Genomic DNA, 25164 nt, shown 5'->3' on the forward strand with positions numbered 1-25164 from the left:
GTTCGAGCGGTGCGATCGGCCGCCAGGCCGATCCGACCGCTCGAACCAAACACCGGCTCAAAGGCGATCTCGCACGCCCCGGCGGAGCCGGGGCCAACAACACAGCCGGGGCCGACAACACAGCCCGGGGCCAACAACACAGCCGAGGCAGACAGCGGGCGAGTAACCTCTGCCCGGACAAGCGGGGCGGTGACGCTCCGATTCGGGCTTGCCGGGAGGTTTCGGATGGCTGTCTACCGGACCGTGGTGGTGGGGACGGACGGGTCGGACTCGTCGTTTGCCGCGGTGGAGCGGGCGGCGGGGGTGGCCGCGGATGCGGGGGCGAAGCTGGTGGTGGTGTGTGCGTATTACCCCGCGACCAAACACGACGTGGAGCAGGCGCAGGACGAGCTCGGCAATGAGGCCTACCAGGTCGTCGGGTCGGCGCCGGCGGAGGACACGCTGCAGAGTGCGCGTGATCGCGCCGCGAAGGTGGGGGCGAAGGACATCGAGACGGTCGCCGTGAACGGGGAGCCGGTGCACGTGTTGCGGAAGGTCGCGCACGACAAGGCGGCCGATCTGCTCGTGGTGGGCAACCGTGGGCTCAACACGCTCGCCGGGCGGATCCTGGGGTCGGTGCCGGCGGAGGTGGCGCGCAAGTCGGGGGTCGACGTGCTGATCGTGCACACCACCTGAGCCGTGGCCGAATCCCCTGAGGTGCAGCACCAGCTCGAGAAGCTCCTCCTCGGCGGGCCGCGCAAGTACACCCGGCTGGAAGTCGCGGAGAAGGCCGGTGTGCCCGAAGACCGGTCGCGGCGGCTGTGGCGCGCGCTCGGGTTCGCGGCGGCCGAGGACGACGAGGTGGTGTTCACCGACGCCGACGTCGCCGCCATGCGCACCGCCGACCAGCTCATCGCGTCGGGGCTCGTGGCGCGCAACCTCGAGGTCGCGGTCACGCGCGCGCTCGGCCAGCACCTGTCGCGCCTGGCCGAGTGGCAGGTGCACATGCTGTGGGCGCTCATCGCCGAGAACCCGGGGCTCGACGACAGCCAGGTGACCAAGCTCGTCGCACGGCTGCTGCCCGAGCTGGAGCAGGTGCAGAGCTTCGTGTGGCGCCGCCACCTCGTGGCCTACGCGGGGCGAGCGTTCGCGACCGACGAGGACCTGGAGGCCCGGCCGCAGGTCGTCGGCTTCGTCGACATGGTGGGCTACACCAAAATGACCCGCGAGGTCGACGAGGACGAGCTCAGCCGCGTGCTCGACGCGTTCGAGACGCTGGCCGCGGGTGTGGTCGCCGACCACCGCGGCCGGGTGGTCAAGATGATCGGCGACGAGGTCTTCTTCGTCACCGACTCCCCCGCCTCGGGGGCCGAGATCGCGCTCAGCCTCACCGAACGCACGTCGGCCTCGGACGAGCTGCCCGCCGTGCGCGCCGGGCTGGCTTCGGGACGCGTGTTGTCCCGCTTCGGCGACGTCTACGGCTCGGTGGTGAACCTCGCCGCGCGGCTCACGTCCGTCGCCCGCCCCGGCACGGTGCTGGTCGACCGCGAACTCGCAGCCGAGCTCGAAGAGCTGCCGCAGTACGAGCTGCGGTCACGCCGGCCCGTCGCCGTGCGCGGGTACAACCGGCTGCGGACGTCGGTGCTGCGGCGAGCCCCGGAGCGGCCGTCGGGGAAGTTCGCCGAAGCACAGGAACGCGCGGCCGAAGCCATGGGCCTGCCGGACACGACCCGCCCCGCGACCGAGCCGGGCACCGCCGGCGACCTCACGTTGGGGAACCGGCGCGGGCGGCGCAGACGCTGATCAAGCGTCGTAGTCCACCGTCACGCGGTCACTCGCCGGGTGCGACTGGCAGGTGAGCACGAAGCCGGCGTCGACTTCGGCTTTTTCCAGGGCGAAGTTGCGGCGCATGTCGACGGCGCCGTCGGTCACGCGAGCGCGGCAGGTGCCGCAGACGCCGCCCTTGCAGGCGAAGGGCAGGTCCGGCCGGAACTTCTGGGCACCGTCCAGAATGGACGATTCCTGGGGCAGGCTCATCGTCGTCGAGCGGCCGTCGAGGATGAGGGTGACCTCCGAGGCGGCGCCGGCCACCGCGGGGTCCACGTGCTTGACCGGCTCCGGCGGCACGTCGTCGACGTAGAACAGTTCCTGGTGGACGCAAGCCCCCGGCACGCCCAGTGCCGCCAGCACTTCCTGGGCACCGGTGACCATTCCGAACGGCCCGCACAGCCAGAAGTGATCCACCTGCTCCACGGGCACGAGCGAGCCGAACAGCGCCCGCAGCTTGTCGGCGTCGAGGCGGCCGGTGAACAGCTCGGCCTCCCGTGGTTCGCGCGACAGCACGTGGATCAGCTCGAGCCGCGCCGGGTAGCGGTCCTTCAGATCGGCCAGCTCGTCGGCGAACATCACGGTGTCCGTGCGGCGGTTGCCGTACAGCACGGTGACGGTGGCGTCCGGCGTCGCGAGCAGCGAGGCGACGATCGAGAGCACCGGGGTGATGCCCGAGCCGGCCGCGATCAGCACGTGGTGACCGCCCGTGGTCAGATCGGGCGTGAAAGTGCCGGTCGGTGCGGACACCTCGACGACGTCACCCGGGCGCACGTCCTGCACGAGCCACGACGAGAACACGCCCTCGGGAACGAGGCGCACGCCGACGCGCGGCCGTTCGCCGGCGGGCGCGCAGATCGAGTACGACCGCCGCTCGTCGCGGCCGTCGACGGTGCGGCGCAGCGTGAGCGACTGGCCGGGCGCGAAGGCGAACGTCTCGGCCAGCTCGGCCGGCACGTCGAAGGTCACCGCGACCGCGTCGTCGCACAGCCGCTCGACGTCGGCCACCGTGAGCGGGTGGAAGCCGGTGCGCCGGGAAATCGTGCTGGTCAACTCAGATCTCCTTGACGTGTTCGAACGGTTCCAGGCACGCCCGGCAGCGCCGCAGCGCCCGGCACGCGGTGGCGCTGAACCGCGACTGCTCCTCGGTGTCGGGCGAACCGCAGTGCGGGCACGCGATGCGCGCGACGGGCGGTGACAACGTGAGCGGCACCGGTCCGCTCGCGCGCCGCGGCGCCGCACCCGGCGGCGCGATGCCGGCCGCGGCGAGTTTGCGCCGCCCGTCGGCCGAGATCCAGTCCGAGGACCACGCCGGTTCCAGCACCGTGCGGATCTCGACGTCCGAAAAACCCGCGCCGAGCAGCGCGTGTTCCAGGTCGTCGCGCATGGTGTCCATGGCCGGGCAGCCGGTGTAGGTGGGCGTGATGGCCACCGTCACGCGACCGTCCTCTTCGGACACCGAACGCAACACGCCCAGGTCGGCGAGCGTGAGCATCGGCAGCTCCGGATCGGTCACGGTCGACGCCACGGCCAGCGGGGTCACCACGTCGCATCCGGCATCGCTCGCGCCACGCTCTGCAGCTCGGCCAGCAGGAACCCCATTTGTTCCGTGTGCACGCCGTCGCGCCCGGTCCGGCCGGACACACCAGCCACGGCGCCGGCTCCAGGACGCTCCAGCTTCGCCACGGCCAGCACCTGATCGAGCACCGCGTCGAACTCCGGGCGCAGCGTCGAAGCGTCGACCAGCTCCAGCGGGTGTGTGCGGAACAGCTCGTCGACGTAGGGCCACACCGCGTCGAGGCCTTCCTGCATCCGCGAATGCGACAACGAAGTGCCGTCACCGAGCCGAACGACCCACTGCGCCGCGTAGTCGCGGTGGTAGGCCAGCTCCTTCACGCCCTTGGCGGCGATCGCGGCCAGCACCGGGTCGACACTGGACTCCGCCGACGTGATCCCTCCCGCGGAGGCGGCATCAGGCACGAGCTGCTGCAGCAACGCCAGCCGCCAGGTCGAGAACACCAGCAGCCGTGCCATCAGGTGCCCGAAGTGGCCACCGCCGAGCTCGGCGAGCCGGACGTTGCGGAACTCGTTCTCCGCCCGCAGAAACGCCAGCGTGTCCTCGGAACGGTCGGTGCCGTCGGCCTTGCCGGCGCGCGCCAGCAGCAGCCGCGCCTGCCCGAGCAGGTCGAGGCCGATGTTGGCGATCGCCACCTCGTCCTCGAGCTCCGGCGCGTTCGTGACCCACTCCTGCAGGCGGTGGGAGAACACCAATGCGTCGTCACCGAGCATCAGGCAGTACGCAGCCAGCGCCGAGGCATCCAGCGACGAAGGCACCGAAGTGTCCACACCGGACAGCGGATCGGCGAAGCCGGTACCGAAGGCCCACCGGGCGTCGTTGTCCTCGGTGATGGCCTCGTAGACGTTGTCGAAGGACATCAAGGCCTCACATGTGCGGGACGTTGTCGGGAATGTCGTAGAACGTCGGGTGCCGGTACACCTTGTCGCCGCTCGGCGCGAAGAACGGGTCCTTCTCATCCGGCGAGGACGCGGTGATGTCCGATGCGCGCACGACCCAGATCGACACGCCCTCGTTGCGGCGCGTGTACAGGTCACGGGCGTGGTGCAACGCCATCTGGTCGTCGGCGGCGTGCAGGGAACCCACGTGCACGTGGTTCAGCCCGCGCTTGCCCCGCACGAACACCTCGTACAGCGGCCAGTCGTGCTTCACGGGTCCGGGCGCGGCGGGCACGCCGTCCAGCGGGACGGCGCCGTGGCCCCCCTCGGCGGTCAGGTCGCTCACGAATGCTCCTCACGGGTCTTGGCGGCGTGCGCCACCGCGGCTTCACGAACCCACGCGCCGTCGTCGTGCGCTCGGCGCCGGTGCTCGACGCGCTGCGCGTTGCACGGACCGTTGCCCCGCAGCACGTTCTTGAACTCGTCCCAGTCGACTGCGCCGAAGTCGTAGTGCTCGCGCGCAGCGTTCCAGCGCAGGTCGGGGTCCGGGAACGTGACGCCCAGCGCCTCCGCTTGCGGCACCGACATGTCGACAAACCGCTGCCGCAGCTCGTCGTTGGTGTGCCGCTTGACCTTCCACGCCATGGACTGCGCGGTGTTCGGCGACTCCGCGTCGGGCGGCCCGAACATCATCAGCGACGGCCACCACCAGCGGTTCACGGCTTCCTGCACCATGTCGCGCTGCTGCTGGGTGCCGCGCATCATCGTCATCAGCAGCTCGTAACCCTGGCGCTGGTGGAACGACTCTTCCTTGCAGATCCGGATCATCGCCCGCGCGTACGGCCCGTAGGACGAGCGGCACAGCGGTACCTGGTTGCAGATCGCGGCGCCGTCGACCAGCCAGCCGATCACGCCGACGTCGGCGAACGTGAGCGTCGGGTAGTTGAAGATCGACGAGTACTTCTGCCGCCCGGTGATGAGCTTGTCGGTGAGGTCCGCGCGGTCGGCGCCCAACGTCGCGGCCGCGGAGTACAGGTACAGGCCGTGGCCGGCCTCGTCCTGCACCTTCGCGAGCAGGATCGCCTTGCGCCGCAACGAAGGCGCGCGCGTGATCCAGTTGCCCTCGGGCTGCATGCCGATGATCTCCGAGTGCGCGTGCTGCGCGATCTGGCGGATCATCGTCTTGCGGTAACCCTCGGGCACCCAGTCGCGCGGCTCGATGCGCTGGTCGCGCTCGATGGTGTGCTCGAAGTGGCCCAGCAGGTCTTCTTCGGAAGCTGCAGCGGTCACGGCTGCTCCTTCGCCACGAGGGTGAGCACGTCGTACTTCGCCACGGACTCGCCATCGGCGTTCACGACGTCGGCGTCCCAGCGGACCTCGCCGTACTCCTGGTCGACGCGCGGGGTGATCTGCTTCGCGGTCAGCGTGACGGTGAGCGCGTCACCCTCCTTGACGGGTGTGAGGAACCGCAGGTTCTCCAGGCCGTAGTTGGCGAGCACCGGACCGGGCTCCGGCGAGACGAACAACCCGGCCGCGAACGACACCACGAGGTAGCCGTGGGCGACGATCCCGCCGAACAGCGGGTTGGCGGCCGCGGCGGTCTCGTCGGTGTGGGCGTAGAAGGTGTCGCCGGTGAACTCGGCGAAGTGGTCGATGTCGGCGCGGGTCACGGTACGCGGGCCGGCCGTGACGCTGTCGCCGATCCGCAGCTCGGCCAGCGACTTGCGGAACGGGTGCACGTCGTCCTCGGTGCGCGGCGCGCCCTCGATCCAGCGGCCGGTGACGGTGGCGAGCACCTTCGGCGACCCCTGCACGGCCGTGCGCTGCAGGTGGTGCAGCACGCCGCGGATGCCGCCCATTTCCTCGCCACCGCCGGCACGACCGGGACCACCGTGCACGAGCTGCGGCATCGGCGAGCCGTGGCCCGTCGACTCCTTCGCGTCGTCGGCGTCGAGCACCAGCAGCCGGCCGTGGTACGGCGCGACGCCCAGCACCACGGTCCGCGCGAACTCCGGGTCACCCGTCACGATCGAGCCGGCGAGCGAACCGCCACCGCGCGCGGCGAACTCGATGACCTGCTCGATCGAGGTGTAGGGCATCAGCGTGGACACCGGCCCGAACGCCTCGACCTCGTGCGGTTCCGAACGCTGCGGGTCGGCCTTCAGCAGCACCGGCGACAGGAACGCGCCGGTCGACTCGTCCGCACCGACCACGTCGACGTGCTCCGGGTCGCCGTAGACGATGCTGCCGGCGTCGAGCAGGGCTTTGAGCGAACGGCGGACCTCTTCGCGCTGTTCGAGGCTGGCCAGCGCGCCCATGCGCACACCCTCGGCGGTCGGGTTGCCCACCACGACCTTCGCCAGGCGCGCGCTCACGGCCTCGGCGACGTCGTCGAGCATCTCGCCGGGCACGAACGCGCGGCGGATCGCGGTGCACTTCTGGCCCGCCTTCACCGTCATCTCGGTCACGAGCTGCTTCACGAACAGGTCGAACTCCGGCGTGCTCGGCCGCGCGTCGGGCGCGAGGATCGAGCAGTTCAGGGAATCGGCCTCGGCGTTGAAGCGCACGGAGTTGCGCACGATGGCCGGGTGCGCACGCAGCTTCTGCGCGGTCGACGCGGAACCGGTGAACGACACCAGATCCTGCGCCGTCACGTGGTCGAGCAGATCGCCGACTCCGCCGGCGATGAACTGCAGCGAGCCCTCGGGCAGGATGCCGGATTCGATGACCAGCTCGACCAGCTTCGCGGTGAGGTAGGCCGTCTGGCTCGCGGGCTTCACCAGGCTCGGCACACCGGCGAGGAACGCCGGCGCGAACTTCTCCAGCGGCCCCCACACCGGGAAGTTGAACGCGTTGATCTGGATCGCGACCCCGCGCAGCGGCACGGCGACGTGTTGCGCGACGAAGGTGCCGCCCTTGCTCAGCGGCTCGACGGCGCCGTCGATGAACACGGTGTCGTTGGGCAGCTCGCGCTTGCCCTTCGACGCGTAGCTGAACAACACGCCGATGCCACCGTCGACATCGAACTTCGAGTCGCCCAGCGTGGCGCCGGTGCGCGCCGACACCGCGTACAGCTCCTCGCGGTGCTCGCGCAGATACGACGCGAGGGCCTTCAGCAGGGCCGCGCGCTGGTGGAAGGTGAGCTCACGCAGGGCCGCGCCGCCCACGCGGCGGCCGTAGTCGAGCGCGCCGGCGAAGTCGACGCCGGTCGACGAGACGCGGGCGACCTCCTCGCCGGTCGCCGCGTCGTGCAGCGGCACTCCCTCGTCCGTCGCCGTGTGCCAGCCGCCGGAGACGTAGCTGCGGAGCAAAACCATGGGGCTCGACCCTCTCGCCGTGACGTTCTGATTTACCAACCGGACGTTCAGTAATTTCATCGTAGCCGCTCCACCCCCTGATCGGAAGGCCTGGTGCTTGACACCGGCACGGCGGCACATCTTTACTAACGGCGGCCGTGGATTACCGGCCATTCGGTCAGTTTCTTACGGGGAGGCACCCGAACGTGACCACGCGCAACGCGGCCCACGCCATGTTCGACACCGACCAGGCCTCGAAGGGCCTCGGCATCGAGCTGGTGACGGCCGAAGACGGGCGCGCGGTCGCCACGATGAAGGTGACCGAGCAGATGGTCAACGGCCACGACATCGCCCACGGCGGCTTCCTGTTCCTGCTGGCCGACACCGCGTTCGCCCTCGCGTGCAACACCCACGGACCGGTCACCGTCGCCGCCGGCGCCGAGATCTCCTTCGTCGCGGCCGGCCGGCTCGGCGATCACCTCACCGCCACCGCGACCGAGCGCACCCGCTACGGCCGCAACGGCATCTACGACGTCACCGTGCACCGGGACACCCCCGCCGGGCCCGAGGTCGTCGCCGAGTTCCGCGGCCGCAGCCGCGTCATCGAGAAGCGCCGGGAAAACCGATGAACGACAGAGCCGAACAGCTCAGCGCCGACGAGCTCGCCGCCCTCCAGCTGGAACGTCTGCAGTGGACACTGCGGCACGCGTACGCCAACGTGCCGTTCTACACCCGGAAGTTCGACGAGACGGGTGTGCACCCGGACGACTGCAAGGAGCTGGCCGACCTCGCCAAGTTCCCCTTCACGACGAAGGCGGACCTGCGCGACAACTACCCGTTCGGCATGTTCGCCGTGCCGCAGGACCAGGTCCGGCGCATCCACGCGTCCAGCGGCACCACGGGGAAGCCGACCGTCGTCGGCTACACCGAGCAGGACATCGACACGTGGGCGACCGTGATGGCGCGCTCGATCCACGCGGCCGGCGGGCGCCCGGGGCACAAGGTGCACGTGGCCTACGGCTACGGCCTGTTCACCGGCGGCCTCGGCGCGCACTACGGCGCGGAGAAGCTCGGCTGCACGGTGATCCCGGCCTCGGGCGGCATGACGGCACGGCAGGTGCAGCTGATCACCGACTTCGAGCCGGAGATCATCATGGTCACGCCGTCGTACATGCTCACGCTGCTCGACGAGTTCGAACGCCAGGGGGTGGACCCGCGGGCCAGCTCACTCAAGGTCGGCATCTTCGGCGCCGAGCCGTGGACCGAGCAGATGCGTGCGGAGATCGAGGAGCGGTTCGCCCTCGACGCCGTGGACATCTACGGCCTGTCCGAGGTGATGGGGCCGGGTGTCGCGCAGGAGTGCGTGGAGACCAAGGACGGCCTGCACATCTGGGAGGACCACTTCTTCCCCGAGGTGATCGACCCGTTCAGCGAGGAGGTGCTGCCCTCGGGCGAGCGGGGTGAGCTGCTGTTCACGTCGCTGACCAAGCAGGCGCTGCCGATCATCCGCTACCGCACCCGCGACCTCACGCAGCTGATGCCGGGCACGGCGCGGCCCGCGTTCCGCCGCATGGAGAAGGTGACCGGGCGCAGCGACGACCTCATCATCCTGCGCGGGGTCAACGTGTTCCCGACGCAGATCGAGGAGATCGTGCTGCGCGTGGAGGCGCTTTCACCGCACTTCCAGCTCGTGCGCTCGACGCGCGGTCGCCTGGACCACCTGACCGTGCGGGTCGAGGCGCGCCACGACGCTTCGGACGACGCCCGTGCCGCCGCGGCTGCGGAGTTGATCACCGGGGTGAAGGACGGGGTCGGTGTGACGGTGGCCGTCGAGGTGGTGGAACCGGACACACTGGAGCGCTCGGTCGGCAAGATGCGCCGGGTGATCGACGAACGGGACAGGCCGTGACCGCCCCGCCCGCGAGGCGGGGGCGGCCCGGGTACGACCTGGAATCGCTGCTGCAGGTGGCCGTGAAGCTGTTCAACGAGCGCGGTTACGACGGCACCAGCATGGAAGACCTGTCGCGCAAGCTGGGCATCACGAAATCGGCGATCTACCACCACGTGCGCAGCAAGGAAGAACTGCTGCGGCTTTCGGTCGACCGCGCGCTCGACGGCCTGTCCGAGGTCGCGGCCTCCACCGAGCAGCTGGACGGCCGTGCGATCGACCGGCTGGAGCACCTGGTGCGCGGCAGCGTGCTCGTGCTGGCCGAGCGGTTGCCGTTCGTGACGCTGCTGCTGCGCGTGCGCGGCAACACGAAGGTGGAGCGCTCGGCGCTGGCCCGGCGCCGCGAGTACGACCGGCTGGTCACCGATCTGGTGAAGCAGGCCGAAGCCGAGGGAGACGTGCGGCCGGACATCGATCCCGCCGTGGCCGCGCGGTTGTTGTTCGGCACGGTGAACTCGCTGATCGAGTGGTACCGGCCGCGCCGGGGCTCCTCGGGTGAGGAACTGGCGGACGCGGTGTGCAAGATGGCTTTCGACGGCCTGCGGGCCTGATTCCCTGCTCCACCGACCGAATGTGACACTCACCGCCGGAAAGTCTCGCCCGGCGGTGAGTCACTCCCCCGTCGTGTTCCGCGGCGGTGTGCGTGCCTGCCAGAGCATGGCGGCGCGCAGTTGCTCGATCAGCACCTCGTCGTCCTCTTCGCTGGGTTCGGTGCCCAGCGGGATCCAGCGTTCACTGACCAGATCGCCGTGGTCGTAGTTGCTGATGACGATGCCGTCGTAGGACAGGTCGGGCGCGCACTCGCCCGGGCACTCGTCGGCGCAACAGGTGTCGTCGACGCGCACCTGGCGGTGCTGCAAGCGCACGCTGACCCAGCGCCCGGCGGGCCGGGTCGTGCCACCGTCGGCATCGCTCATCTGCTCCTACCCCACAGCGCCCAGCCCCCGTCCGATCCGTCGTCGGAGCGGGCGGCGAAGTTACCGGCCGGTTGTTCCGGTTCAATAACGGCCCATGTGGCACCGTACAAATACCGTCACGCACATCAAGGGGACACCGTCTTTACATGTAGTAAACAACTTGTTGACAGCACGCCGGAGGACGACAAGGCTGGCCCGATGAGCACCAGCACCCGGCCCCCGCGGCGTCGGCTGGAACCGGCCGAGCGCCGGGCCGAGATCCTCGCGGTGGCACGGCGCCTCTTCGGGGCGGGCAGCTACGCATCAGTGTCCACTTCGGACATCGCGGCAGCCGCGGGGGTGGCGAGGCCCCTGATCAACCACTACTTCGGCGGCAAGCGCGAGCTGTACCTCGAGGTCGTGCGGCAGATGATGATCGTGCCGGCGCCCGTGGTCGAGGCGCTGCCCGAAGGGCCGGTGCGGCGGCGGCTGGAGGTGGGCATCGAGCGCTGGATCGACGTGGTCGACCGCAACCGCGACGCGTGGCTCACGGCGATCGGGCCGGAGGCCGCCGGGCGGGACCCCGAGATCGAGCGGATCATGCTGGAGGCCGACGACATCGCGGCCGACCGCGTGCTGGCCGCGGCGCTGATGACCGACGTCACCGAGGGCCGTGAGCAACTGCGCGCGATGATCCGCTCGTACGGCGGGATGCTGCGCGCCGCGTCGCGCGAGTGGCTGATCCGCGGCACGCTCAAGCGCGACGAGCTGCGGACTTTCCTCGTCGATTCGATCCTGCACCTGATCGAGGTCACCTACCCGGCCGTGCTCGCGGAGCGGAACGGCGCGCGTAGGCCGCCGGAGTCGTCCCCGTCCACCGTTTGAACGCGTAGATGAAGCTCGATGCTTCGGCGTAACCCAGGCGCAGCGCGACATCCTCGACGGACAGCGCGCCGGTGTCGAGCATTTCCTCGGCGAGGGCCTGGCGCACCTCGTCCAGCAGCTGGCGGTACCCCGTGCCCGCCTCGGTGAGGCGGCGGCGCAGCGTGCGCGGGCTGACGGTGAGCCGGCGCGCGATCTCGTCCATGCCGGCGTCGACACCGCCGAGGCGCACGAGCCGCTCGCGCACCAGCTGCGAGATGCCGGACCGCTCGCGCCGCCGCGTCACGAGCGCGTCGCACTGGGCCGCGCACAGGGCCACCGTCTGCTCATTGGCCTGGGGCAACGGCATGGTGAGGAACGCGGGGTCGAAGCTCGCGCGGTGGCGTTCGGCACCGAAGTCCGGTTCGCGTCCGAACGTGTCCACATAGGACTTCGTCGAGGCCGGTTTTCCGTGGCGGAAAGCCAGCGCGTGCGGGGTGATATCGGGCAGCAGGTCGCGCATCACCGTGTGGATGGCGGCGAGATCGCGCAGCACGAGGAAGCGCGCGACGTCGGCGGGCACGCGGGTGTCGTCCATCAGGAGGCTGATCCCGTGTGCGTCGAGCTCCACGTGGGGGATGCAGAAGGTGAAGCTCAAATCCAGGTAGCGCAAGGCGAACAGCATCGCGTCGCGCATCGTCGGGCTGCTGATGCACGCGAAACCGAAGATGCCGAACGTCGTCACGCGGTAGCGGCGGCCCAGTTCGAGAGCGAGGTCGTCGCTGCCGCCGGTGTGCGCGACGAGCGCGCGCACCACGGCCAGCTCCTGGCGAGCGTCCACTTGCTTCTCGGGCCCGGTCAACGCCTCACGTGGGGTGCCGGGCAGCAGTTCGCCGGCGGACACGCCGTGGTCCTCGCCGAACCCGAGCATGAGCAGCACGCTGGCGGTGCCGCGGGGGAAGTCCCAGTCGCGGACCGCGGGGGCTGCCAGCTCTGCCATGGCCGAAATTATGGATCAGGCCGGGTCGTCGGCGCTCGCCGAGGCCAGGAATTGTCCGCATTGCCCGTTACGCTCGCCGCATGAAGCTGAGCCTGCGAACCCTCAACCGCGCGACGCTGGAGCGGCAGCTGCTCCTGCGCCGGGCGGCGATGCCGGCGCTGGCGGCCGTCGAGCACCTCGCCGGGCTGCAGGCGCAGGCGCCCTTCCCGCCGTACTACGCGCTGTGGGCCCGGCTCACCGGCTTCAAGCCCGACGACCTGGCCCGGCTGCTGCTCGACCGCAGCGTGGCACGCATCGTGCTGATGCGCGGCACCGTGCACCTCGTGACGGCGGCGGACGCGCTGGCGTGGCGCCCGCTCGTGCAGCCGGTGATGGACCGCGACCTGCGCACGAACCAGCTGCACGCGGCGCGCGTGGCCGGTCTCGACCACGCGGAGGTGGCCGCCGCGACCCGCGAGCTGCTCGCACAGCGCCCGCACACCAGCACACAGCTCGGCACCGCGCTCGCCGAGCGGTGGCCCGACCGCGAGAGCGACGCGTTGACGCACCTCGCGCGGTGCCTGCTGCCGCTGGTGCAGATCCCACCGCGTGGCGTGTGGGGCCAGGCCGGGCAGCCGACCTACCAGGTCGCGGACCATTGGCTCGCGGGCGTCGACGCCGTGTCCTCGGCCGAACAGCTCGTGCGGCGCTACCTCGCGGCGTTCGGCCCGGCGACGGTGGCCGACGTGCAGGCGTGGTCCGGGCTCACGAAGCTGGGCGAGGTCATCGAGGGCATGGACCTGCGCGGATACGTCGACCACGCCGGGCGCGCGCTGTACGACCTGCCCGAAGCCACGCTGCCCGACGAGAACGTGCCAGCGCCGCCGCGGTTGCTGGCGCCGTTCGACCAGCCGCTGCTCTCCTACGCCGACCGCACCCGCGTGATCCGCGACGAGCACCGCAAGCGCGTGATCTCGCAAAACGGACTGGTCAAAGGCACGCTGCTCGTCGGCGGCTTCGTGAAGGGAGCGTGGGAAGTCAAGACCACGCGCGAGGCGGCCACGCTCGTGCTCACGCCGTACGAGCGGCTGCCGAAACGCGACGCGGCGGCGTTGGAGAGCGCGGGCCACCGCCTGCTGACCTGGGCTGAACCAGGTCTGCGCCACGACGTGCAGCTGCTCCCGGCGTGACGCTGGCCGGAATTCTCGATTTGCTGACCGTTCGTGTCCTACCGGCGCCGCGGGCACATCGGTAACTTGCTGAGCATGGGTGACACGTTGAGGACGCCGTCGGTGCTGATCGTGGGCACCGGGTTCGGCGGGGTCGGCACGGCGGTGGAGCTGAAACGCGCCGGCTTCCACGACTTCACGATCCTCGAGCGCGCGGACGAACCCGGCGGGGTGTGGCGCGAGAACACCTACCCCGGTGCGGCTTGCGACATCCCGTCGCCGCTGTACTCGTTCTCCTACGCGCCCAATCCCCATTGGCCGCAGCGGTTCTCGATGCAGCCGGACATCCACGCGTACCTCAAGCGCGTGATCGCCGACCACGACCTCGGCCCGCACATCCGCTACGGCCAGGAGGTCACGGCCGCGACCTTCGACGAGGGCCGCTGGCGCGTCGAGACGGCCGGCGGCGAGACGTTCGAGGCCAACGTGTTCGTGCCCGCCGTGGGCCAGCTGTCACGCCCGGTGCTGCCCGAGATCGCGGGGCGCGACCGCTTCGAGGGCGTCGCGTTCCACTCGGCCCGGTGGAATCACGACGTGGACCTCACCGGCAAGCGCGTGGCCGTGATCGGCACCGGTGCGAGCGCGGTCCAGTTCGTGCCCGCGTTGCAGAAGAGCGCCGCGAAGCTCACCATCTTCCAGCGCACGGCGCCGTACATCATGGCCAAGCGCGACACCCGCTACGCCCGCTGGCAGAAGCGCCTCTTCGAACGCCTCCCGGCCACGCAGCTGCTGGGCCGCTTGCGGATCTTCGTCTTGGCCGAGTACGCGACCTACGCGATGACCCGCCATCCCGTGCTGGCGAGGGCCTTCGAACTGCGCGCGGCCCAGCTGCGGCGCCGCCACCTCAAGGACCCGAAGCTGCGCCGGAAGGTGAAACCGAACTATCCGCTGGGCTGCAAGCGCATCCTGTTCACCAACGACTACCTGCCGGCGCTCGCCCAGCCCAACGTCGAGGTCGAGACCACCCGCATCCGCGAGATCACGCCCCGTGGCGTGCGCACCGAAGACGGCGTGGAACACGAAGCCGACGTGATCGTGTACGGCACCGGCTTCAACGCCACCGACTTCCTCGGCTCGATGAAGGTCCTGGGCCTCGACGGCCGCTCCCTGGACGAGGCGTGGAGCGGCGGCGCCCGCGCCCACCTCGGGATGACGGTGCCCGGCTTTCCCAACCTGTTCTGCGTCTACGGCCCCAACACCAACCTCGGCGCGGGCTCCATCATCTACATGATCGAACGCCAGGCCCGCTACATCCGCCAGGCCGTGGAGCACCTCGCCCGCCCCGGCGTGTCCTATGTGGACGTGCGTCCGGAGGTGGAGGAACGCTACGACCGCGAGGTGCAGCGGCGCCTGGGCCACAGCGTCTGGAGCGCCTGCACCAGCTGGTACCGCCAGGCCGACGGCCGCGTGAGCACCAACTGGCCCGGCCTGGTGACCGAGTACGACCGCAGGACCCGGGTCCTCGACCCGGCCGACTTCCGGGTGGTGGCGAAATGAAGCACGACTACGACGTCCTCGTGATCGGCTCCGGTTTCGGCGGCAGCGTCACCGCTTTGCGGCTCACGGAGAAGGGCTACCGCGTCGGCGTGCTGGAAGCCGGCCGCCGCTTCGCCGACGACGAGTTCGCCAAGACCAGCTGGCGCCTGCGGAAGTACCTGTGGGCGCCCAAGCTCGGCCTCTACGGCATCCAGCGGCTCACCCTGCTGAAGAACACTTTTGTCATGAGCGGCACCGGCGTCGGCGGGGGCTCGCTCGTCTACGCCAACACCCTGTACGAACCCCCGGACGCGTTCTACCAGGACCCTCAGTGGGCCCGCATCACCGACTGGAAAGCCGAGCTGGCCCCCTACTACGACCAGGCCAAACGCATGCTCGGCGTCGTCGAGAACCCGGTCACGACCCCCGCCGACGAGGTCCTGCGCGAGGTCGCCGACGACATGGGCATCGGCGACACCTACCGCCGCACCCCCGTCGGCGTCTACTTCGGCACCCCCGGCGAGGACTCCGCCGACCCCTTCTTCGGCGGCGCCGGCCCCACCCGCCGCGGCTGCACCCACTGCGGCGAATGCATGACCGGCTGCCGCGTCGGCGCGAAGAACACGACCGTCAAGAACTACCTCTACCTAGCCGAACAGGCCGGCGCCGAGGTCCACCCACTCACCACGGTGGTCTCCGTGCGCCCGCTCGACGACGGCTACGCGGTCGAGACCGAACGCACCGGCCGCTGGTTCCGCCGCGGCGGCCGCACCTTCACCGCCCGCGAGGTCGTCTTCTCCGCCGCGGCCCTGGGCACCCAACGCCTCCTGCACAAACTCCGCGACGACGGCACCCTGCCCGCCTTGTCTCCCCGCCTGGGTGTGCTGGCCCGCACCAACTCCGAGGCCGTCCTCGCCGCCCGCTCACTCCGCACGGACTCCGACTACACCCACGGCGTCGCCATCACCTCCTCCATCCACCCCGACGCCGTCACCCACGTCGAACCCGTCCGCTACGGCAAGGGCAGCAACCTCATGGGGCTGATGGCCACCGTCCTGGTCGACGCCGTCCCGGGCAAACGCCGCTGGGCCCTCGGCCTGCGGCAGCTGGCCCGCAGCTGGCGCGACCTCCCGCGCCTGCACAACCCACGGCACTGGTCCGAACGCATGATCGGCCTGCTGGTCATGCAAACCCTCGACAACTCCGTGACCACCTACACGCGGCGCGGACTGTTCGGCCGCCGCATGACCACGCGCCAGGGCACCGGCGCCCCCACCCCCGACTGGATCCCCGCCGGCCACGAGGTGACCCGCCGCGTCGCCGACAAGATCGGCGGCCTTCCCCAAGGCGCCTGGACCGACCTCGCCAACACCCCCATCACCGGCCATTTCATCGGCGGCTGCGTGATCGGCGACTCCCCCGACACCGGCGTCGTCGACCCCTACCACCGCGTGCACGGCTACCCGGGCCTGCACATCGTGGACGGCTCGACGATCTCGGCCAACCTCGGCGTCAACCCGAGCCTGACCATCACCGCCCAGGCCGAACGCGCCCTGGCTCTCTGGCCGAACAAGGGCGAGCCCGACCCCCGCCCCGCCCCCGGCGAGCCCTACCGCCGCGTCACTCCCGTAGCACCACACAACCCCACCGTGCCCCCAACGGCTCCAGGCGCCCTACGCCTCCCCATCATCGAAGTGCGAACACCGCACTAACCGAGCCCACCCGCAACCACCCAGCCCCTCTCACCAGCGCGGCGGGCTTTCCCGGCTCACCAACCGCCACCCGGCAAACCAACTCAGCCCAGTACCAACCCTCCCCGCACCCTTCCCCCGGCCGGCCCCGATTCTTTTCCAACACCGTCGTCACAATCAAAAATCGGCGTGCCCACCCACCCCACCGGGCGCAAGGTCGCGCCCCAGCGCGACGAGCCGAACACCGCGCACCACTACGGCAGATTCGCCAGCGCCCCACCAACAGTGTTCGCGAACGCGTACCCAGCAGACGCATCCCAGTTGATCGACCAGGTCATCGCCCCGCGAATCGCCGGGTACGTCGCGGAGGGCCGGAACCCACCACAACCGCTCCCCCGCGCCAAACAGTTCAACGCCGCAACAGTATTGGCCGGCGCCTGATACCCACCATTGGCCGCCGACCCGGACGCCGGCAACCCCAGCGCCACCTGATCCGCCCGCAACCCACCCTGCAACTGAATACACGCGAGCGCAGTCAGAAAATCAACCGTCGACTGCGCATAAACCTGCCCATTACACCCGAGCATCGTCCCCGAGTTGTAGTACTGCATGTTGACCACCGTCAAAATATCCTTGATCCCCAACGCAAGCTGGAAGTACCCACCCTGCGTGGACTGCATGTCGATCGTCTGCGGCGCCATCGTGATGATCGACCCACCACCGCCGTGGATACTCCGCAACGCCTGCCCCATATACGTCGCATTGACCCCGTTCTCGAGATCGATATCCACCCCATCGAACCCATAACTCGAGATCAAGGACTTGATCGACGAAGCGAAGTTGTTCGCCGACGACGAGTCACCGACACTGATCGTCCCGTTCTGCCCACCGACGGAGATGATCACCTTCTGCCCCCGCGCCTGCACCGTCCGGATATCGGCCCGGAACTGCGCATCCGTATAGCCGCCGAGCTGCGACGACAACCCAGGATCGAGCTTGAAGCTCACAGCGCCAGGCGTCCCCGTGGCATCAGCGAAGGCCACGGCGATGATGTCGTAGCGCGTGGGCACATCGGCGAGCTTCAACGCCTTGGCACCGTTGTAGAAGTTCTGCCAGTAGCCCGTGAGCACGTGCCTGGCCAGATCTCCGGTGGCCGGCGGCGACGAGGTCGTGGTCGTCGGGGTGGTGGTCGGCGGGGTGGTGGTCGGAGTAGTGGGCGTGGTCGGCGTCGACGAAGCAGGCGGCACCGTGCCCGGCCCATCGAGGTAAACGTCATCAGCCAGATATCCCGGCTGTCCGTACCACCCGTGCAGATACACGGTGATGCTCGTCGACGCCCCCGTGGTGAAGTTCAGCGACAGCTGGCTCCACCCGCTCGTCCCCGGCGTCCACGTGCTCGAATCAGCACCGCCGGTCCCGGAAACGCCCAGGTAGACGTAGCTGCCCTGCACCCAGGCCGACAGCTTGTAAGCGGTGTTGGCCTTCACCGTCACCTGCTGCGAACACTGTCCGGTATCGGACGACGACGGCGCCGCACTCAGCGCCTTGCTGCCACTGTGAGCGCCGCTGGACACCACGGAAGCGGAACCACCGCAGGTCCAGCCGGAAAGGCTGCCGCTTTCGAAGCCGGGGTTGGCGAGGATGTTGGCCGCCGACGCACTGCCACCGAGAGCGAAGGTGACACCGAGGCACGCGGCCACGGTGGCGACCAACGCGCCGATCGCCAGTTTCGGTCTGCGGAACGAACGAGAGGATGGGGACACAGCGAGACCTCCACGAAAGAGTGAGGCAGGTCACCACAAAGTGGACTAGACCAATCTCGGTGTCAAGGAACCGTTCGAGCGTCGCTTGGACGGGCCCATACGAAAGTCGTGCCGCGCCGGGCGGCAGAATGTCCGGCACGGGACACCGAGACGGAGCAGGAGCCTGGTTGTGAGCGTGCAGTCGGTCGAGGAGCGGATCGCCGGAGAGCTGGGGGTGCGCGAAGGCCAGGTCAAGGCCGCCGTGGACCTCCTCGACGGGGGGTCGACCGTGCCGTTCATCGCCCGGTACCGCAAGGAGGTGACCGGGATGCTCGACGACGCGCAGCTGCGCACGCTCGAGGAACGGCTCCGCTACCTGCGGGAACTCGACGAGCGGCGCGTCGCGGTGCTGGAGTCCATCCGCACGCAGGGCAAGCTCGACGAAGCGCTCGAGGCCCAGATCCTCGCCGCCGACACGAAGTCGCGGCTGGAGGACATCTACCTGCCGTACAAGCCGAAGCGGCGCACGAAGGCGCAGATCGCGCGTGAGGCCGGCCTCGAACCGCTGGCCGACGGCCTGCTGAACGACCCCACGACCGACCCGCAGGCCGCCGCCGCGGTGTTCGTCGACGCCGACAAGGGGGTGGCCGACGCGCAGGCCGCGCTCGACGGCGCCCGCGCCATCCTCGTGGAGCGCTTCGCGGAAGACGCCGACCTGATCGGCGAGCTGCGCGAGAAGATGTGGACCGAGGGGCACCTCGCGTCGAAGGTCCGCGCGGGCAAGGAGGAGGAAGGCGCCAAGTTCGCCGACTACTTCACCTTCTCCGAGCCTTACACGAAGCTCCCCTCGCACCGCATCCTCGCGATGCTGCGCGGCGAGAAGGAGGAGATCCTCGACCTCTCGATGGAGCCCGAGGAGCCGCGCGCCGAGGACGCCGAGCCGCGGGTCGGGCCGACCGAGTACGAGGTGCGGATCGCGCAGCAGTTCGGCATCAAGCAGGACGGGCGGGCCGCGGACAAGTGGCTCGGCGACACCGTGCGCTGGGCCTGGCGCACCAAGATCCTCCTGCACCTGGGCATCGACCTGCGGATGCGGCTGCGCCAGTCGGCCGAGGACGACGCCGTGCGCGTGTTCGCGGCCAACCTGCGCGACCTGCTGCTGGCCGCACCGGCCGGCACGCGCGCGACGATGGGCCTCGACCCGGGCTTCCGCACCGGCGTGAAGGTGGCCGTGGTCGACGCGACCGGCAAGGTCGTCGACACCCACGTGATCTACCCGCACCAGCCGGCGAACAAGTGGGACCAGTCGATCGCCGAGCTCGCCGCGCTGTCGGCCAAGCACCACGTGGACCTGATCTCGATCGGCAACGGCACGGCGTCGCGCGAGACGGACAAGCTCGCGCAGGAGCTGATCAAGAAGCACCCCGAGCTGAAGCTGACGAAGGCCGTGGTCAGCGAGGCGGGCGCGTCGGTGTACTCGGCATCGGCCTTCGCGTCCCAGGAGCTGCCGGGCATGGACGTCTCCCTGCGCGGCGCGGTGTCCATCGCGCGCCGGCTGCAGGACCCGCTGGCCGAGCTGGTGAAGATCGACCCGAAGTCGATCGGCGTCGGGCAGTACCAGCACGACCTGTCCGAGGTGTCGCTGTCGCGCTCGCTCGACGCCGTGGTGGAGGACTGCGTGAACGCGGTGGGCGTGGACGTGAACACCGCGTCCGCTCCCCTGCTCACCCGGGTTTCGGGCATCACCACGGGACTGGCCGAGAACATCGTGGCCCACCGCGACGCATGCGGTCCCTTCAAGTCGCGCACCGCCTTGAAGGAGGTCGCGCGGCTCGGCCCCAAGGCCTTCGAGCAGTGCGCGGGCTTCCTGCGCATCCCCGACGGCGACGACCCCCTCGACGCGTCCTCGGTGCACCCCGAGGCCTACCCGGTCGTGCGGCGGATCCTCGACCGCACCGGCTCGGGCATCCGGGAGCTGATCGGCAACGCCCGCACGCTGCAGGCCCTCAAGCCCGCGGAGTTCGTGGACGAGACCTTCGGTCTGCCGACCGTGACCGACATCCTGACCGAACTGGAGAAGCCGGGCCGCGACCCGCGCCCGGCGTTCAAGACGGCCACCTTCGCCGAGGGCGTCGACAAGATCGGCGACCTGAAGCCCGGCATGCGTTTGGAGGGCGTGGTCACGAACGTGGCGGCCTTCGGCGCCTTCATCGACGTCGGCGTGCACCAGGACGGCCTCGCCCACGTGTCGGCGCTGTCGAAGACTTTCGTGAAGGACCCGCGCGACGTCGTGAAACCCGGCGACATCGTGAAGGTGAAGGTGCTGGACGTCGACGTGCCGCGCAAGCGGATCTCCCTGACCCTGCGACTGGACGACGAGCCGGGCGCCTCGTCTTCGGACCGCCGCGGCGGCGGTGGCGGTCGTGATCGCGGTCAAGGTGGCGGCCAGGGCGGCGGCGGCCAGCGCCGGGGCCAGCAGAACCGCGGCGGCGGTGGCGGCCGCGACCGCGGCGGCAACTCGGGTGGCTCCGGCGGCAACGGCTCAATGGCCGACGCCCTACGCCGAGCCGGCTTCGGCAAGTAGCGGTTGACAAGAAAAAATCACCTACTCATTGCCTATTAGGTGATTTTTTCTTGACCGAGGGGGCACCTCGCCGGAAAAGTGGATCAGCCATGCACGACCACACTCGCGCCTGTGCCCTTGTGAACTCGGTGCAGACCAGTTCGTTGCGCTCGTTTGCCAACGTTGACAATCATGAACCCACCAGCCCACGGAGGAGGTTCACCCACTCATGCTGCGCAAAATTTCCTTGCTGGCCTTCGGCGTTTTCGCATTCGCCACCATGGCGATCACACCCGCCAACGCGCAGCCGGCCCACACCGCGCACGTCCTCACGCCCAGCCAGTGCTGCAGCTGCGGCAAAACTTGCTGATCCGCTACCGCCATCAACATGGCGTAGCTGTCCGAACTCAGTGAAAGATGAAAAGTCGCCTCCATGGCCATGGAGGCGACTTTTCGCCGCACTCGCCTACGAATTCATCTCATACACATCCGACAACTCCCGCACCACCATCCACACCCGCTCGAACCGCTCCCCATCCACCACCGGCTTGCGCACCGCCCCCAACGCAATCCCCTGCTGCTTCTCAGTCGAACTCGCCTTCCCGTTCAAATCCACAGCAGCAGCACTGAAATCCTGCACCAACACCGCAAACAGCTGATCCACAACATCATCAGACTCGCCCACCAACTCGGCCTGCTCCAGAATCAACTGCCCGTAGACCACGAGGGTGAACAGCTCCGCCAACGCCAGCCCGAAGTCGAGGTCGGCCTGCTGCCCCTCGTCGGGACCAGCCTCGGTGAGCAGCCGCACCAAGTACTCAACCTGCTCACGAAACAGCGCCACATTCGGCAACCGCAAAGCCCCGGCATACGCAGTTTTCCAGTCGTGAAACCGAACCTTCGACAGCCCCCGAGCAGGCCCCTGCCGAAACAAGAACTCATCGTCGACCGCGTCCACCCGAGTAGGCACCGGCGCATAATCCTGAGGCGCGAACAAGTAGGCAGGCATGAACTTCGCGATCAACGCCAAGTTCACCGCCACAGTACCTTCGAGCTTCGGCAACCCGTCGATATCGTTCTTGGCCATGGCGAGATAGGTGTCAGCCTCAAAGCCCTTCGCGGCCACCACATCAGCGACCAACCCGATCACCTTCTGCGCCTGCGTGGTCACCTTCATCTTGGTGATCGGGTTGAACAGCAGGTAGCGGCGGTCGTCGGGGCCGGCGGAGCGGAAGTAGTCCACGGCGCGGTCGGAGAACAGCTTCATGCCCGCCAGGCGCGCATACGCCTCCACGAACTGGCGGCGCACGTGCGGGAAGTCGGTCACAGGCTTGCCGTAGAGCACGCGGTTGTGGGCGTGGGTGATGGCCTCGTACAGCGAGTGCGTGGCCATGCCGATGCCGCCGAAGCACAGGTTGAACTTGCCGATGTTCACGGTGTTGAGCGCGGCGCTGAACGCCTCCGCACCGACGTGCAGCACGTCCTCGGCGTGCACCGGGTAGTCCTCGAGCCGGAACTCGGCGACGAACATCTGCGAGGGCACGATGTTCTTCACCACGTGGTAGCCGGGCTGCGTCGAGTCGGCGTAGAAGAACACGTACTGGTCGGGGCCCTCGACGCCGTCGATGCGGCCGAAGACCGACACGGTGCGGGCGACGTTGCCGTTGCCGATGTAGTACTTCGAGCCGTTGGCGCGGTAGCCGCCGTGGCCGTCGGGCGTGAGCACGAGGTCGGAGGAGTAGATGTCGGCGCCGTGGTCCTTTTCGGACAGACCGAACGCGCCGACACCGCCCGCGTCGAGCGCTTCGGCGGCTCGTTTGCGCGCGACCTCGTTGCCGCTCTGCCACACCGGGCCGAGCCCGAGGATGGTGACCTGCCACGGGTACCAGTAGTTCAAGCCGTAGAAGCCGAGGATTTCCGACAGCGCGGCGATTCGGCTGGTGTCCCAGCGCTTGTTCCCGTCGCCGTCGGCGTCGGCGGCCGGCGTCAGGAAGGTGGCGAAGAGGCCTTCCTTCGCGGCGAACTCGAGGAAGTCCGCGTAGAACGTCCGGTTGTGGTAGTCCTCGGTGAGCTTGCGCTTGCCGCGGGTCTCGAACCACTCGATCGTGGCCAGCAGCAGGCGCCGGGTCTCCGGGTCGAACGACTGCGGGTCGTAGGCCCGCGGGTTGAGCAGCGGCATGGCTCTCCTCCGTGATTACCGACGGGTAACTTAGCAAGCGGGCCAGGTGCGGGCAAACTCACTCGGCCGCTTGTCCGCGGTCGGCTATACTGATCTTGCGGTCCGCTCAGTTCTGCCTCGGATCGCGTCTTCACGTTGTCGACTACCACGCGCCGCGGCCTTCGAGGTCTGCGCCGGGCAGGACAACCCTTCTCACGTATGGAGAACAGGGGCGCATCACGCCGCCCGTACGCCTTATGACCACTTTTACCGAACTCGGCCTGCCCAAGTCCTTGGTGGACGCGCTGGCGGCCCAGGGTGTCACCACGCCGTTCCCGATCCAGGAAGCGACCCTGCCGCACACGCTCGCGGGCCGCGACGTGCTCGGCCGCGGCCGTACCGGCTCCGGCAAGACCTACGGCTTCGTGCTGCCCGTGCTGGCCCGCCTCGCCGCCGGCCCCACGCGCCGGCGCCCCGGCCGCCCGCGCGCGCTGATCCTCGCGCCGACGCGGGAGCTCGCCACCCAGATCGAGGCCACCATCGCGCCGCTGGGCAAGGTGCTGGGCCTCAAGACCACCACGATCTTCGGCGGCGTGAGCGCTTCGCCGCAGATCACCCGGCTGCGTGACGGCGTGGACATCGTCGTCGCGTGCCCCGGCCGGCTGGCCGACCACATGCGTTCGGGCGAGGTGAAGCTCGACCAGATCGAGATCACCGTGCTCGACGAAGCCGACCACATGGCCGACCTGGGCTTCCTTCCCGAGGTGCGGCGCATCATGGACCAGACCCCGGAGCGCGGCCAGCGGCTGCTCTTCTCCGCGACCCTCGACGGCGGCGTCGACGTGCTGGTGAAGCGCTTCATGCACGACCCGGTCACGCACAGCGTCGACTCCGCGCAGTCGCCCGTCGCGACGATGACGCACCACGTGCTGCACCTCGAGGAGACCCACCGCCTGCCGGTGCTGGTCGACCTCACCGCGGCCCCCGGCCGCACGCTGGTGTTCACGCGCACGAAGCACCGTGCGAAGTCGTTGACGCGCAAGCTGGTCGCCAGCGGCGTGCCCGCCGTCGAACTGCACGGCAACCTCGGCCAGAACGCGCGCACGCGCAACCTCGAGGCCTTCTCGACGGGCGCCGCGCGCACCCTGGTCGCCACCGACATCGCCGCCCGCGGCATCCACGTGGACGACGTCACCCTCGTCATCCACGCCGACCCGCCGGTGGAGCACAAGGCCTACCTGCACCGCTCCGGCCGCACCGCCCGCGCGGGCGCGTCGGGCACCGTGGTCACGCTCATGACCGACGACCAGCGCGCCGACGTCCGCGACCTCACCCGCAAGGCCGGCATCAAGCCCACGACCACGCAGATCGGCCCCGGCCACCCGCTGCTGGCCGAGCTGGCACCCGGCGAGCGCACCTTCGACGCCTCCCCGCGCCGGCCGATCGTCGACAACCGGCCCAAGAAGGTCACGGCCTCGGGCTCCGACGCTTCCGTCCGCGGCGGACGTGGCGGCCGCCGGGGCGGGCCCGCGCCGGAGAACCGCGGTGGGCAGGGGGCCCGTGCGGCTGCCCAGTCACGCCGAGGCGAGTCGGCTGGTCGCGGCGGGTCCGGCCGTGGTGGCCGTGCCGCGGGCGCTGTCGGCGGTGGCCGCGGCGCCGAACGTGACGCGGCCGGTGGTCGCCGGGGCACCGGACGGGACGCCTTCGGCGAAGGCCGTGGGCGCGCCGAGGGCAGCCGGACCGGCGAAGGCCGTGGGCGCGCCCCTCGCGATTCGTTCGGCGACAGCCCCCGCGGCGACGGCGGCCGCTCAGCCGGAGGCCGCGGCGGCTCCGGCCGCGCGAGCGGCGGCCGCACCGGCGCCACCGCTCGCACCCAGGGCGAACAGCGCCAGCACCGCGGCAGCTCCGGCCAGTCGGGCAGCCGCACCCAGCAGCCCAGCCGCGCCGGTTCGGGCTCATCCCGCGGCGGTGCCGCCGCTTTCTCCGCCGGCACCCGCGCCGGCTCACGCCGCACCGGGCGCTGACGGTTCCTCAAGACCGGCCCGCAGGCCTCCCGCCTGCGGGC

22 protein-coding genes are annotated in these 25164 nt (G+C 69.8%); 11 read left to right on the forward strand and 11 right to left on the reverse strand.

The features are described from left to right. The first annotated feature begins 225 nt into the window (after window positions 1-225). Complete coding sequence (locus tag ACWEOE_RS26975) at window positions 226-675, forward strand: universal stress protein (protein ID WP_452013833.1); 450 nt, start codon at window positions 226-228, stop codon at window positions 673-675. Window positions 676-678: 3 nt separating this feature from the next. Then, complete coding sequence (locus tag ACWEOE_RS26980; protein ID WP_452013835.1) at window positions 679-1782, forward strand: adenylate/guanylate cyclase domain-containing protein; 1104 nt, start codon at window positions 679-681, stop codon at window positions 1780-1782. Here the strand turns inward: ACWEOE_RS26980 and paaE are convergent, their stop codons facing one another. From paaE to paaZ, 6 genes are all read right to left on the reverse strand, one after another. After that, window positions 1783-2859, reverse strand: coding sequence for a 1,2-phenylacetyl-CoA epoxidase subunit PaaE (paaE, locus tag ACWEOE_RS26985; RefSeq protein WP_452013837.1), 1077 nt, complete (start codon window positions 2857-2859; stop codon window positions 1783-1785). It lies immediately after the preceding gene. A 1-nt stretch (window position 2860) separates the two neighbouring features. Further along, window positions 2861-3352, reverse strand: a complete 492-nt coding sequence (paaD, locus tag ACWEOE_RS26990) for a 1,2-phenylacetyl-CoA epoxidase subunit PaaD (protein WP_452013839.1) — start codon at window positions 3350-3352, stop codon at window positions 2861-2863. Beyond that, complete coding sequence (paaC, locus tag ACWEOE_RS26995; protein WP_452013841.1) at window positions 3346-4242, reverse strand: 1,2-phenylacetyl-CoA epoxidase subunit PaaC; 897 nt, start codon at window positions 4240-4242, stop codon at window positions 3346-3348. The genes paaD and paaC overlap by 7 nt, the downstream gene beginning before the upstream one ends. 7 nt (window positions 4243-4249) lie before the next feature. Then, on the reverse strand, window positions 4250-4534 hold the full coding sequence (paaB, locus tag ACWEOE_RS27000) for a 1,2-phenylacetyl-CoA epoxidase subunit PaaB (RefSeq protein WP_452014096.1): 285 nt from the start codon (window positions 4532-4534) through the stop codon (window positions 4250-4252). 68 nt (window positions 4535-4602) lie between these two features. Beyond that, window positions 4603-5550 carry a 1,2-phenylacetyl-CoA epoxidase subunit PaaA gene (gene paaA, locus ACWEOE_RS27005; protein WP_452013843.1) on the reverse strand — a complete coding sequence of 316 codons (948 nt, stop codon included), beginning with the start codon at window positions 5548-5550 and terminating at the stop codon, window positions 4603-4605. Beyond that, window positions 5547-7577: a phenylacetic acid degradation bifunctional protein PaaZ gene (gene paaZ / locus ACWEOE_RS27010; RefSeq protein ID WP_452013845.1), complete on the reverse strand. Its 2031-nt coding sequence runs from the start codon at window positions 7575-7577 to the stop codon at window positions 5547-5549. The genes paaA and paaZ overlap by 4 nt, the downstream gene beginning before the upstream one ends. A gap of 212 nt (window positions 7578-7789) precedes the next feature. On the opposite strand from paaZ, the gene paaI reads away from it, so the two are divergent. Genes paaI through ACWEOE_RS27025 form a run of 3 tightly spaced genes read left to right on the forward strand, consistent with a single transcriptional unit; the run spans window position 7790 to window position 10055 of the window. After that, window positions 7790-8185: a hydroxyphenylacetyl-CoA thioesterase PaaI gene (gene paaI / locus ACWEOE_RS27015; RefSeq protein ID WP_452014098.1), complete on the forward strand. Its 396-nt coding sequence runs from the start codon at window positions 7790-7792 to the stop codon at window positions 8183-8185. Further along, the gene (gene paaK, locus ACWEOE_RS27020; protein WP_452013847.1) at window positions 8182-9465 is read left to right on the forward strand and encodes a phenylacetate--CoA ligase PaaK; all 1284 of its coding nucleotides are present in this window, start codon (window positions 8182-8184) and stop codon (window positions 9463-9465) included. Before paaI ends, paaK begins: the two co-directional genes overlap by 4 nt. Next, entirely contained in the window at window positions 9462-10055 is a 594-nt protein-coding gene (locus ACWEOE_RS27025) for a TetR/AcrR family transcriptional regulator (RefSeq protein ID WP_452013849.1), read from the forward strand. The genes paaK and ACWEOE_RS27025 overlap by 4 nt, the downstream gene beginning before the upstream one ends. Window positions 10056-10115: 60 nt before the next feature. On the opposite strand, the gene ACWEOE_RS27030 is transcribed toward ACWEOE_RS27025, so the two are convergent. After that, window positions 10116-10421: a hypothetical protein gene (locus tag ACWEOE_RS27030; RefSeq protein WP_452013851.1), complete on the reverse strand. Its 306-nt coding sequence runs from the start codon at window positions 10419-10421 to the stop codon at window positions 10116-10118. A 198-nt stretch (window positions 10422-10619) separates the two neighbouring features. On the opposite strand from ACWEOE_RS27030, the gene ACWEOE_RS27035 reads away from it, so the two are divergent. Further along, a complete protein-coding gene (locus ACWEOE_RS27035) occupies window positions 10620-11285 on the forward strand; it encodes a TetR/AcrR family transcriptional regulator (RefSeq protein WP_452013853.1) in 666 nt (221 codons plus the stop codon). Here ACWEOE_RS27035 and ACWEOE_RS27040 read toward each other — a convergent pair. Further along, the gene (locus ACWEOE_RS27040) at window positions 11212-12261 is read right to left on the reverse strand and encodes an AraC family transcriptional regulator (RefSeq protein WP_452013855.1); all 1050 of its coding nucleotides are present in this window, start codon (window positions 12259-12261) and stop codon (window positions 11212-11214) included. The genes ACWEOE_RS27035 and ACWEOE_RS27040 overlap by 74 nt on opposite strands. An 80-nt stretch (window positions 12262-12341) precedes the next feature. Between ACWEOE_RS27040 and ACWEOE_RS27045 the strand changes: the two genes are divergently transcribed. The 3 genes from ACWEOE_RS27045 to ACWEOE_RS27055 all read left to right on the forward strand — a co-directional run bounded on the left by ACWEOE_RS27045 (window position 12342) and on the right by ACWEOE_RS27055 (window position 16657). After that, entirely contained in the window at window positions 12342-13430 is a 1089-nt protein-coding gene (locus tag ACWEOE_RS27045) for a winged helix DNA-binding domain-containing protein (protein ID WP_452013857.1), read from the forward strand. A gap of 75 nt (window positions 13431-13505) precedes the next feature. Next, window positions 13506-14966: a flavin-containing monooxygenase gene (locus ACWEOE_RS27050; RefSeq protein ID WP_452013859.1), complete on the forward strand. Its 1461-nt coding sequence runs from the start codon at window positions 13506-13508 to the stop codon at window positions 14964-14966. After that, window positions 14963-16657 (forward strand): GMC oxidoreductase, encoded by a 1695-nt coding sequence (locus ACWEOE_RS27055; protein WP_452013861.1) that lies wholly within the window; start codon window positions 14963-14965, stop codon window positions 16655-16657. Before ACWEOE_RS27050 ends, ACWEOE_RS27055 begins: the two co-directional genes overlap by 4 nt. Before the next feature lie 233 nt (window positions 16658-16890). Here ACWEOE_RS27055 and ACWEOE_RS27060 read toward each other — a convergent pair whose 3' ends face one another. Continuing rightward, window positions 16891-18399 carry a chitinase gene (locus tag ACWEOE_RS27060; protein WP_452013863.1) on the reverse strand — a complete coding sequence of 503 codons (1509 nt, stop codon included), beginning with the start codon at window positions 18397-18399 and terminating at the stop codon, window positions 16891-16893. A 169-nt stretch (window positions 18400-18568) separates the two neighbouring features. Between ACWEOE_RS27060 and ACWEOE_RS27065 the strand changes: the two genes are divergently transcribed. Further along, on the forward strand, window positions 18569-20962 hold the full coding sequence (locus tag ACWEOE_RS27065; protein ID WP_452013865.1) for a Tex family protein: 2394 nt from the start codon (window positions 18569-18571) through the stop codon (window positions 20960-20962). 198 nt (window positions 20963-21160) lie between these two features. Here ACWEOE_RS27065 and ACWEOE_RS27070 read toward each other — a convergent pair whose 3' ends face one another. Continuing rightward, window positions 21161-21382 carry a hypothetical protein gene (locus ACWEOE_RS27070; protein ID WP_452013867.1) on the reverse strand — a complete coding sequence of 74 codons (222 nt, stop codon included), beginning with the start codon at window positions 21380-21382 and terminating at the stop codon, window positions 21161-21163. 25 nt (window positions 21383-21407) lie between these two features. Beyond that, the gene (locus ACWEOE_RS27075; RefSeq protein WP_452013869.1) at window positions 21408-23120 is read right to left on the reverse strand and encodes an acyl-CoA dehydrogenase; all 1713 of its coding nucleotides are present in this window, start codon (window positions 23118-23120) and stop codon (window positions 21408-21410) included. Window positions 23121-23356: 236 nt separating this feature from the next. Here ACWEOE_RS27075 and ACWEOE_RS27080 point away from each other — a divergent pair, with 236 nt between their 5' ends. After that, window positions 23357-25123: a DEAD/DEAH box helicase gene (locus ACWEOE_RS27080; RefSeq protein ID WP_452013871.1), complete on the forward strand. Its 1767-nt coding sequence runs from the start codon at window positions 23357-23359 to the stop codon at window positions 25121-25123. Window positions 25124-25164 lie beyond the last annotated feature (41 nt).

The organism is Amycolatopsis sp. NPDC004368 (genome assembly GCF_053602515.1).